This is a genomic window from Kitasatospora sp. MY 5-36, assembly GCF_001182915.1.
In the GTDB taxonomy this organism is placed as follows: domain Bacteria; phylum Actinomycetota; class Actinomycetes; order Streptomycetales; family Streptomycetaceae; genus Kitasatospora.
In genome coordinates, this window is sequence record NZ_LFVW01000428.1 from 1 (window position 1) to 10,141 (window position 10,141).

Sequence of the window (10,141 nt, forward strand, 5' to 3'; positions counted from 1 at the left end):
GGCCGGGCCCGCCTTCCCGCGGCGGGGTCGGCCCCGTTACAGCGCCCCGGCGTCGGCCGCCGCCCACGCCGACGGGTACAGCGGACGCCAGCCCAGCTCCCGGCGCGCCGCCGCCGTCGACACCTGCCCCTCCCACGGGTCGAACGGGGCGTCCGGCCAACCGCCGGGGTGGACCCGCCCGTTGAGCGCGTACAGGTCCCAGGCCGTCAGCGGCGCGTCGTCGCCGACGTTGTACGTGCGCCCCTCGACGCCGGGCACCGTCACCGCGCGCCACAGCGCCCGCGCCACGTCCGCGTGGTGCACCACCGCCAGGCGCTGGTGCGCGGGCCAGTGCGCCGCCCAGTTCAGCGACTGCGTCAGGTGCGGATCGCCGTCCCCGTACACGAACGCCAACCGGGCCACCACCAGCGGCAGTTCGTCCCCGAGCGCGCGCAGCCCCTCCTCCGCCCGCGCCTTGGACGCCGCGTACACCCCCCACGCCGGATCCGGCGCCGTCCGGTCGCCCTCCACGGCGGGGCGGCCCAGCCCCCGCCCGTACACCAGGTTGGTACTGGTGTGGACGAACCGCGCGACCCCGGCCTTCGCCGCCTCCCTCCCCAGCGCCACCGCCGCGTCCCGGTTGACCGCCCACGCCGCCTCGTCCGGCACCCCGCGCAGCGCCGCCGCCACGTTCAGCACCACGTCGGCCCCGTCCAACGCCCGCGCCCGGTCGCCCTGTTCGCACAGGTCGCCGACCACCACCTCCACCCCGTCCAGGCCCCGCGCCCTCGCCGCGTCGCGCACCAGCACCCGCACCGAGGAGCCCTCCGCCCCCGCCCACCGCACCAGCCGCGGCACCAGCCGACTGCCCACCGAACCCGTCGCGCCCGTCACCAGGATCTTCGCCATCGCCCGTCTCCTCCAGGGAGTCGCTTCCTCCGACGCCCACCACCCTGCCCGCGGCGCGAGGGGCGCGGCAGAGACCTCCCGATCCAGGGACCGCCGATCCCTGGCTGGGGCCACGGGGCGCCCGGGCGGGCTCCCGGCCGCCGACACCCGCCGACACCCGCACCGACCGCCGACGCCCGCACCGGCCGCCGGGAGCCAGGTCAGCGGACGGCGGGCTCCCGCGGGCCGGGGCGGCCGTCACCGTAGGCGCCGGCCATGGGGGAGGAGCCGGTGGTGAGGAAGTCGTGGATCGCCACCAGGTAGACGGCGCGCTCCACGGTGCCCTCGCCACCCGTGTCGAGGGCGTCGAACGCGGCGGCGGCCCCCTCCGGCGGGTTGCCGCTCGCCGCGCGCAGCCGGGCGAACTCCCCTCGGGTCACACGCCCGTCGCCGTCGCCGTCGGCGAGGTCGAACAGCGAGCCGAGCGCAGGCCGACAGGTCTCCTCGAAGGCCTCGTGGCCGGCCCAGGCGCGGTACTCCTCGAAGGTGACGCCGCCATCCCCGTCGCCGTCCATCTGCCGGAAGACCTCCTCGTGGGTCGCGCGGGCCGCGGCCACCAGCGGGTCGTACGGGCCGCGCCCGAACGCCGAGGCCGCCCGGTCGACCCGGGCGAGGTACTCGTCGTGGGAGATCACGTCGTCGCCGTCGGTGTCCAGCATCGCGAAGATACGGCGCTTCGCCTCGTCCGACATTCCGTCACCATCCGTTCTCACAGGGGAAGTTCTGCCGGTCCACGCTACCGGCGGGACGCGCGCGGGCCGGGAAGGCGCGGCACGGGAGCGGGCGGCGTCCCGGCAGCCGGGGACCGGCGATCCCTGGCTGCGCCGCGCCCCGGCGGGCCATGCTGGGGGCATGATCGACCGAACGGCGCTGGCCGACTTCCTCACCCGGGCCCGGGCCCGGCTCACCCCCGCCGACCTCGGGCTGCCGCCCGGGGCGCGGCGGCGCACACCCGGACTGCGCAGGGAGGAGGTGGCACAGGTCGCCGGGCTGTCCGTCGACTACTACGCGCGCCTGGAACAGCGCCGCGGCCCCCAGCCCTCACCGCAGCTGCTCGCCGCCCTGGCCCGGGCCCTGCGGCTGAGCGAGGACGAACGCGACCACCTGTTCCGCCTCGCCGGGCACGAGCCCCCGCGTCGGCACGGCCCGCTCGGCCACGTGCGCCCCGGACTGCTGCTCATCCTCGACCGGCTGCACGACACGCCCGCCCAGGTGGTCTCCGACCTCGGCGACGTCCTCGCGCAGAACGCCATGTCGGCCGCCCTGTTCGGGGACCACACCGCCCTGGCGCCCGAGCGCCGCAACCTCCTGCTGCGCTGGTTCACCGACCCCGGCACCCGCACGCTGTTCCCCGCCGAGGACCACGAGGACCTCGCCCGCGCCCACGTCGCCGCCCTGCGCGCCGCCCGCACCGCCCGCCCCGGCGACCGCCGCGCCGCCGAACTCCTCGACGAACTCCTCGCCGACAGCAGCGAGTTCACCGCCTACTGGGAACGCCACGAGGTCGCCCGGCGGCGCAGCGGCCGCAAACGGCTCCTGCACCCGGTGGTGGGGCCGCTGGACCTGGAGTGCGAGGTGCTGGCCGCCGGCGGCGAGGACCAGCTGCTGCTGGTGCACACCGCCGCGCCCGGCAGCGACTCCGCCTCCCGCCTGGAACTGCTGCGCGTCGTCGGCGCCCCCGCCCCCGCCTGACGCCCGCACCGGCATCGGAAGGCCCCGCTGCGCGACGAGGCGGGCCGGGGCCCGTAGGCTGGGCCGGGCCGTGACGGCACAGACCGTCACCAGAGCGCACAAAGCGACCGACCGACAGATCGACCGACCGACAGATCGACCGATCGACCGATCGCCAGAGACCGACAGAAGCGGGCAGGCAGGGGCACATGCAGTTCGACGACCAGGGCGACCTCGACACCTCGCAGGTGGACGACCGGCGCGGCATCCCGGGCGGGAAGGTCGCCATCGGCGGCGGGGCCGTGGGCCTGCTCGCGGTGCTGTTCGCGGTCGTCCTCGGCGTCGACCCGCAGCTGCTGGGCCTGTCCTCCGGCTCCGGCTCCTCCAACTCCTCCACCGGCACCCGCACCGCCGGCGAGGTGCAGCAGGCCTGCAAGACCGGCGCCGACGCCAACAAGCGCCAGGACTGCCGGATCGTGGCCGTCACCAACAGCCTCCAGGAGTTCTGGCGCACCGAGCTGCCGCGCGCCGCCAAGATCCCGTACAAGAACGCCGAGACGGTGCTGTTCACCGGCCAGGTCTCCACCGCCTGCGGCCCGGCGACCTCGGCGGTGGGCCCGTTCTACTGCCCCGGCGACAAGAAGGCCTACTTCGACCTGGGCTTCTTCAACGAGCTGTCCGCCCGCTTCGGCGCCAAGGGCGGCCCGTTCGCCGAGTCCTACGTCGTCGCCCACGAGTACGGCCACCACATCCAGACCCTCACCGGCGCCATGCAGAAGGTCGGCAACGACCGCCAGGGCGCCGCCAGCGGCTCGGTCCGCCTGGAGCTGCAGGCCGACTGCTACGCCGGGGTGTGGGCGCACCACGCCACCACCACCCCGCAGGCCTCCACCGGCCGTCCGCTGATCGCCTCGCTCACCGACCAGGACATCGCCCAGGGCCTGGACGCGGCCGCCGCGGTCGGCGACGACCGCATCCAGCAGCAGGCCACCGGCCGGATCAACCCGGAGGCCTGGACGCACGGCTCCGCCGAGCAGCGCAAGGCCTGGTTCACCACCGGCTACCGCGGCGGCGACTTCGCCCAGTGCGACACCTTCTCGGCCGCCAAGCTGTAGCACCACCGCCCGCGAGGACCGGCCGCGACGTCCGCCCGCGGGGCCCGTCGTCAGAAGCCCCGCTGCGCCTGCCCGCTCCGCGCCCAGTCCCAGCCCGCGATCGCCTCGCGCAGCCGGCGGGCGCCGGCGGGCAGGCGCGTGTCCGAGGCCCAGAACAGGGTCAGGGAGCGCCGGCAGTCGGGGTCGTCGACGCCGACCCACACCAGCGGCAGGCGGGTGGCGGTGCGCCGGGAGAGCGCGGGCACCAGGCCGATGCCCAGGCCCGCGCTGATCAGCTCGGCGATGGCGCCGGCCTCGTCGCTCTCGCAGACGATCCGCGGCTCCAGGCCGCGGGCGGCGAACAGCCGCTCCAGCAGGCGGCGCTGCCAGTGCCCGGGGCGGGCGGCGATGAACGGCTGGTCGGCGAGGTCGTCGACGCCGACCGCGGTGCGCCCGGCCAGCGGGTGGCCGGGGGCGACGGCCAGCCCCACCTCCTCGTCCAGCAGCAGCACCGACTCCAGGCCCTCGGCGGTGATCGGCTGGGAGACGACGGCGAGGTCGACGTCCTGGGCCCGCAGCCGCCGGGCCGTCTCCCGCGCGGGCAGCTGGTGCAGTTCGACCTCCACCCCCGGGTGGCCGCGCTTGAACGCGGCCAGCGGCCCGCTGAAGGCCAGGAAGGTCTCCGAGGCCAGCCGCACCGTGCCCAGCCCCTGCCCGGCGGCCTCCGCCACCGCCCGCCGGCCCGCCTCCAGCTCGCCGAGCGAACGCTCGACGTAGCCGCGGAACAGCTGCCCGGCCGCGTTCAGCCGCAGCCGCCCGCCGCGCTCGAACAGCGGGGTGCCCAGCTCGGCCTCCAGCCGGGCGATGGAGCGGCTCAACGACGGCTGGGCGACGCGCAGTTCCTCCGCCGCCCGGCTCAGGTGTTCCAGTCGCGCCACCGCCAGGAACTGCGCGAGCGTGTTCAGGTCCACGAAAGCCCCCATGCCCCAGCGGTCATAACGCCATAGCACTATTGATCTTAGACAGGATAGCCGGGCGGACATAGCGTCAGGGACGGGCCGCACACCGCCCGCAGCGGTGCGCCGGCCCGGACGCCCTGTACGAGGAAGGACCCCGCGCCATGGCCACCGCCGCCCACCAGACCCCACCGGAGCCCGAGGCCCGGTCCGCCACAGGGGAGCGGACCGGGCCGCGGGCAGGGGCCGACCCGGGGGAGCGGACCGGGCCCGCCGGACGGACCCTGCGCGCCGTGGCCGCCGTCCACACCGCCGCCGCCTTCGGCCAGCCCGTCTTCGCCGGCGTCTACCTCAGCGGCGACTACGACGCCCTGGGCTGGCACACCGCCGGCGCCAACGCCGTCACCGCCCTCGGCTACCTGCAGCTGGTCGCCGCCCTCGTGGTGTGGATCCGGCTGCGCCGCTCCTGGCCTGCGGCCGCCACCCTCGCCGCGGTCGCGGCCGAGACCGCGCAGTACGTCGCCGGAACGGAAGGCGCCCTGTGGCTGCACCTGCCGCTGGGCGTGGCGACCATCGCCGGCCTCGCCGTGCTCACCATCGCCCTGTGGCGCACCCCGCTGCCCCCGCGCCGGCCCCTCCGCCGGGAGGACGACGACCGTGCCTGAACCCCACGTCAACCTGACGCGCCGTCAAATCCTCGGCATCGGCGGAGCGTTCGGCCTGCTCACCACCGCCTCGCTGGCCGGCGCCGCCACCCTCGCCCGCCGCCCCGCCACCACCGGCGCCGAACTGCGCACCGCCGCCGCCCTGCCGCCCCCCTACCAGGTGCCGCTGCCGCTGCCCGCCGTCGCCAGGCCCGTCTCCACCGACGGCGGCACCGACCGCTACGAGATCGTCCAGCGCGAGACCAGCGCCGAGGTCCTGCCCGGCCTGCGCACCCCGCTGTGGACGTACGGCGGCTCCTTCCCCGGCCCCACCATCGAGGCCCGCCGCGGCCGGCCCGTCACCGTCACCCACCGCAACGAACTGCCGGTGCCCACCGTCGTCCACCTGCACGGCGGCCGCACCCCCGCGGACTCCGACGGCTACCCCACCGACCTCGTCCTGCCCGCCGCCTGGCCCCAGGCCCCCCAGACCATGCCCGGCATGCCCGGCATGGACGGCGCGGGCGGCCACGCGGGCGGCACGGGTACGGGCATGGCCGACCCCCGCGCCGTCACCAGCCGCCTGCGACGCGACTACACCTTCCCCAACGACCAGCGCCCCACCCTGCTCTGGTACCACGACCACCGCATGGACTTCACCGCCCCCGCCCTCTGGCGCGGCCTCGCCGGCCTGCACATCGTGCGCGACGACGCCGAGGACGCCCTCGGCCTGCCCGCCGGCCCCCACGAGATCCCCCTGATGATCACCGACCGCGCCTTCACCGCCGACGGCGCCCTGACCTACCCCTCCCTCGACCCCGCCCTGCGCGACCGCCCCGGCGTCACCGAACCCCACCTCGCCGGCGTCCTCGGCGACGTCGTCCTCGTCAACGGCGCCCCCTGGCCCGTCCACGAGACCGACGCCGCCCGCCACCGCCTGCGCCTGCTCAACGCCTCCAACGCCCGCCACTACGAACTCGAGGCCCGCACCGAGGACGGCCGCCGCCTCGACCTCGTCCAGATCGGCGCCGACCAGGGCCTGCTCGCCGCCCCCGTCACCCACCGGAGCCTGCCCGTCGCCCCCGCCGAACGCTACGACCTCGTCGTCGACTTCGCCGCCGCCCCCGTCGGCTCCCTGGTCCGGATCGTCAACCGCCTCGGCACCGGCCGCACCCGCGACGTCATGGCCTTCCGCATCGCCCGCCCCGCCCCCGCCGACGACAGCCGCATCCCGCCCCGCCTCGCCACCGACCTGCCCGACTGGCGGCGCGAAGACGCCGTCCGCACACGGGACTTCGCCTTCCGCGCCGGCCGCACGAACGGCGGCCACGGCTGGCTCATCGGCGGCCGCCCCTTCGACCCCGCCCGCACCGACGTCACCGTCCCCCTCGGCGACACCGAGATCTGGCGCCTGATCGCCGACGTCCACCACCCCGTCCACCTCCACCTCGTGGGCTTCCGCATCCTCACCCGCGGCGGCAGACCCCCACTGCCCCACGACGCCGGCCTCAAGGACACCGTCTCGCTGCGCCCGGGGGAGTCCGCGGAGATCATCACCCGCTTCGACGGCTACCGCGGCCGCTACCTCTTCCACTGCCACAACGCCGAGCACGAGGACATGGGAATGATGGCCAACCTGGAAGTCGTCTGATCCCTTTCACCCCTGTTCGGGGGGATCCGCCGGAACTGCCGGACCTTCACGGCTCTCGCACCGGATGATCACTCTGCTGCCGGAATCCAGACCCCCGCCGTACGGGGCGGTCCACTCCAATTCCCTTCGCACACCCCCCGAGCAGCGAAAGGCCACCCCCCCCATGACCCGCCCCGACGACCACCCCACGCCCGACCGGATGCTGCGCGAGGCCGCCTCCCGCCTGGACCGGCGCCGCTTCCTCACCGTCACCTCGGCCGCCGCCGCGCTCGCCTTCAGCGTCAACCTGCCCTCCGCGCACGCCGCCGACAACGAGATCGCCCCGCGCGCCATCGGCGACGATCCCTTTACCCTCGGCGTGGCCTCCGGCGACGCCACCTCCGACGCCGTCGTGCTCTGGACCCGCCTGGCCCCCCGCCCGCTGGAGCCCGGCGCCGGCCTGCCGCCCACCGGCTCCGTCCGGGTCGGCTGGGAGATCGCCCGCGACGAGAAGTTCCGCCGCGTCGAGCGCCGCGGCACCGCCCGCGCCCACGCCGAGTTCAACTACGCCGTCCACGTCGACGTCGACGGCCTCGACGCCGCCCGCACCTACTGGTACCGCTTCACCGTCGGCACCTGGGCCAGCCCCGTCGGACGCACCCGCACCGCCCCGCCGCGCGGCCGCAAGCTCGACAGCGCCCGCATCGCCTTCGTCTCCTGCCAGGCCTACGAGGACGGCTACTTCACCGCCTTCCGCCACCTCGCGGGCGAGGACCTGGACGCCGTCTTCCACGTCGGCGACTACATCTACGAGTACGGCATCGACGCCGCCGGCGGCGACCGCAAGTACACCGACCGCACCCTCGCCGCCCACTTCAACCACGAGACCACCACCCTCGAGGACTACCGGCTGCGCTACTCCCTCTACAAGAACGACCCCGACCTCCAGGCCGCCCACGCCGCCCACCCCTGGTACGTCACCTGGGACGACCACGAGGTCGAGAACAACTACGCCGCCGGCATCCCCGAGAAGAACCAGGACCCGGCCCCCTTCGTCGCCCGCCGCGCCGCCGCCTACCGCGCCTACTGGGAGAACCAGCCGCTGCGCATGCCCCAGCCCCGCGGCACCGAACTGACCCTCTACCGGCGCGTCCACTACGGCCAGCTGGCCCAGTTCGACATCCTCGACACCCGCCAGTACCGCGACGACCAGGCCAACGGCGACGGCTGGCAGTACCCCACCCCCGAGTCCGACGACCCCAAGCGCACCCTCATGGGCGCCACCCAGGAACGCTGGTTCGCCGACGGCCTGCGCCACTCCAAGGCCACCTGGAACGTCGTCCCCCAGCAGGTCGTCTTCTCCCGCCGCAAGAACACCACCGCCGAGCGCTCCAAGCTCTCCATGGACGCCTGGGACGGCTACCCCGCCGCCCGCGAGCGCTTCCTGAAGGCCGTCGACCAGTCCGGCGTCAAGAACCTGGTGCTGCTCACCGGCGACGTCCACGTGGCCTACGCCCTGGACGTCAAGCGCGACTTCAACGACCCCAACTCCCGCACGGTGGGAGTGGAGTTCGTCGGCACCTCGATCAGCAGCGACGGCGACGGCGAGGAGAAGCCGTCCAACTGGGGCAACCTCATGGCGGCCAACCCGCACATGAAGTTCTACGACGGGCGCCGCGGCTACACCGTGCTCACCCTGGACCGCCACCGGGCCCGCGCCGACTACCGCGTCGTCTCCCACATCACCCGCCCCGGCGGCACCCTGTCCACCGCCGCCTCCTTCACCACCGAGGCCGGCAACCCGGGCATCCGCCCGGCCTGACGGCCCTTGGCCTCCCGGTCCCGCCGCCTTGAGGGAGACGGCGGGGCCGGGTGCCGCTCAGGCGGCCGGGGGCCGTGCAGGCGGGCCGGGTGCTGCTCAGGCGCCCCGGACGAGGCGTTCGACGACGGCCGCGGCCTGCTGCGGGTGCTCCTCCAGCCAGGCGTCCAGGTGGCGTCGGACGGCCTCGGCGACGCAGGCGCGCACGGCGGTGTTGCCGAGCACGTCCAGAGTGGAGCCGTGGAACTCGGGCTCGTCGAGCTTCACCGACACGACCGCCGTCAGGCCCGCCCAGGCCTGCCCGGCACTCAGGCCGGGTTCCGCCGGGGCCGGCCGGAGCCGCTTGCGCGCGTACGCGTCGAGCGCGGCCGCCACCCCGTCGCGGAAGCCGAGTTCATGGGTGCCGCCGCGCGGGGTGGGCCGGCTGTTGGCGAAGCTCCGGACCCGCTCCTCGCCGTCGGCGCGCCAGCGCAGGGCCACCTCCACCGTCCCCGCCATCCGCGGGTCCTCGCCCTCGAAGGCGACGGTGGCCGTGACGGCGGGCGCCGCGTCCCGGTTGTCGAGGAATGCGACGAACTCCCGTACCCCGCCGGGGGAGTGGAACCGCTCGGACCTGGGCTCGCCGGGGCCGCGACGGTCGGTCAGCGCGATGTCCAGCTCCCGGTTCAGGAAGGCCAGTTCACGGAATCGGTCCGCCAGGTCGTCGAAGGAGAGCAGCGCTGTCCCGAAGACCTCGGCATCCGGCCAGAAGGTGAGGACGGTCCCGCTGCCGGTCGCCGGGCCCGCGTCGGTGAGCGGGGTGACGGCCGTGCCGCGCGCGTACTCCCGTTCCCAGCGCACCCCCTCGCGCCGCACCTCGGCCGTCATCCGGCTCGACAGGGCGTTGACGGCGGCCGGGCCCGCGGCCCAGTGCCCGAGCGCCACGTCGCGGCGGCCGCCACCGGGCCCCGCTCCGGCGTTCAGACGGGTCAGCAGGGTGTCGAGGTCGGGCTCACCGGTGCCCTCCGCCCCGCGGACGGGGACGCCCGGGCCGTCGTCGGCGACGCGCACGCCACCGTCGGAGGTGAGGGTGACCTCGACGCGGCCGGCGCGTCCGGCCAGGACCTCCTTCACCGCCCGGTCGGCGACCTCGAACACCAGCTGGCGCAGGCCGCGTTCACCGGTCGAGCCGATGTACATCCCGGGCCGCTTCCGTACGGCTTCCAGGCCCTCCAGGACCTGGATGCGGGCGGCCTCGTACCCGGTCTTCTCCTCGTTCACGATGTCCCCTCCGAAGGTGTCCGGCAGAGCTCCACAGCCTAGGCGAATTTCGGTATAACGCCAGGTCAGAGCCTGTTTGCCGAGGGCGCAGGCGGGCGCGTGAGCGCCTGCCCGCGGGCGCCCGCCGCAGGGGTCCCGGG

9 protein-coding genes are annotated in these 10,141 nt (G+C 75.4%); 5 read left to right on the forward strand and 4 right to left on the reverse strand.

The window, feature by feature from the left end; all coding sequences use genetic code 11:
- Nucleotides 1–36: 36 nt before the first annotated feature.
- Both AE652_RS25520 and AE652_RS25525 read right to left on the reverse strand, forming a co-directional pair.
- Nucleotides 37–888, reverse strand: coding sequence for an NAD(P)-dependent oxidoreductase (locus tag AE652_RS25520; RefSeq protein ID WP_049655535.1), 852 nt, complete (start codon nt 886–888; stop codon nt 37–39).
- Nucleotides 889–1,088: 200 nt separating this feature from the next.
- On the reverse strand, nt 1,089–1,619 hold the full coding sequence (locus AE652_RS25525) for an EF-hand domain-containing protein (RefSeq protein WP_049655537.1): 531 nt from the start codon (nt 1,617–1,619) through the stop codon (nt 1,089–1,091).
- A 163-nt stretch (nt 1,620–1,782) separates the two neighbouring features.
- Between AE652_RS25525 and AE652_RS25530 the strand changes: the two genes are divergently transcribed.
- Nucleotides 1,783–2,619 carry a helix-turn-helix transcriptional regulator gene (locus tag AE652_RS25530; RefSeq protein WP_049655543.1) on the forward strand — a complete coding sequence of 279 codons (837 nt, stop codon included), beginning with the start codon at nt 1,783–1,785 and terminating at the stop codon, nt 2,617–2,619.
- 188 nt (nt 2,620–2,807) lie between these two features.
- Nucleotides 2,808–3,713 carry a neutral zinc metallopeptidase gene (locus AE652_RS25535; RefSeq protein WP_049655538.1) on the forward strand — a complete coding sequence of 302 codons (906 nt, stop codon included), beginning with the start codon at nt 2,808–2,810 and terminating at the stop codon, nt 3,711–3,713.
- A gap of 50 nt (nt 3,714–3,763) precedes the next feature.
- On the opposite strand, the gene AE652_RS25540 is transcribed toward AE652_RS25535, so the two are convergent.
- Complete coding sequence (locus AE652_RS25540; RefSeq protein ID WP_107086532.1) at nt 3,764–4,675, reverse strand: LysR family transcriptional regulator; 912 nt, start codon at nt 4,673–4,675, stop codon at nt 3,764–3,766.
- 137 nt (nt 4,676–4,812) lie between these two features.
- Here AE652_RS25540 and AE652_RS25545 point away from each other — a divergent pair, with 137 nt between their 5' ends.
- The 3 genes from AE652_RS25545 to AE652_RS25555 all read left to right on the forward strand — a co-directional run bounded on the left by AE652_RS25545 (nt 4,813) and on the right by AE652_RS25555 (nt 8,744).
- The gene (locus AE652_RS25545) at nt 4,813–5,313 is read left to right on the forward strand and encodes a hypothetical protein (RefSeq protein WP_199823141.1); all 501 of its coding nucleotides are present in this window, start codon (nt 4,813–4,815) and stop codon (nt 5,311–5,313) included.
- Nucleotides 5,306–6,943, forward strand: coding sequence for a multicopper oxidase family protein (locus AE652_RS25550; RefSeq protein WP_234348531.1), 1,638 nt, complete (start codon nt 5,306–5,308; stop codon nt 6,941–6,943). The genes AE652_RS25545 and AE652_RS25550 overlap by 8 nt, the downstream gene beginning before the upstream one ends.
- Nucleotides 6,944–7,106: 163 nt before the next feature.
- On the forward strand, nt 7,107–8,744 hold the full coding sequence (locus AE652_RS25555; RefSeq protein WP_049655540.1) for an alkaline phosphatase: 1,638 nt from the start codon (nt 7,107–7,109) through the stop codon (nt 8,742–8,744).
- A gap of 96 nt (nt 8,745–8,840) precedes the next feature.
- Here AE652_RS25555 and AE652_RS25560 read toward each other — a convergent pair whose 3' ends face one another.
- Entirely contained in the window at nt 8,841–10,001 is a 1,161-nt protein-coding gene (locus tag AE652_RS25560; RefSeq protein ID WP_082345960.1) for an ATP-binding protein, read from the reverse strand.
- Nucleotides 10,002–10,141: the final 140 nt, after the last annotated feature.

Bases quoted from the DNA above. Each gene is read 5' to 3' on its own strand.
- AE652_RS25520 (WP_049655535.1), bottom strand. From the start codon at position 888: ATGGCGAAGATCCTGGTGACGGGCGCGACGGGTTCGGTGGGCAGTCGG.
- AE652_RS25545 (WP_199823141.1), top strand. From the start codon at position 4,813: ATGGCCACCGCCGCCCACCAGACCCCACCGGAGCCCGAGGCCCGGTCC.
- AE652_RS25555 (WP_049655540.1), top strand. From the start codon at position 7,107: ATGACCCGCCCCGACGACCACCCCACGCCCGACCGGATGCTGCGCGAG.
- AE652_RS25540 (WP_107086532.1), bottom strand. From the start codon at position 4,675: ATGGGGGCTTTCGTGGACCTGAACACGCTCGCGCAGTTCCTGGCGGTG.
- AE652_RS25525 (WP_049655537.1), bottom strand. From the start codon at position 1,619: ATGTCGGACGAGGCGAAGCGCCGTATCTTCGCGATGCTGGACACCGAC.
- AE652_RS25535 (WP_049655538.1), top strand. From the start codon at position 2,808: ATGCAGTTCGACGACCAGGGCGACCTCGACACCTCGCAGGTGGACGAC.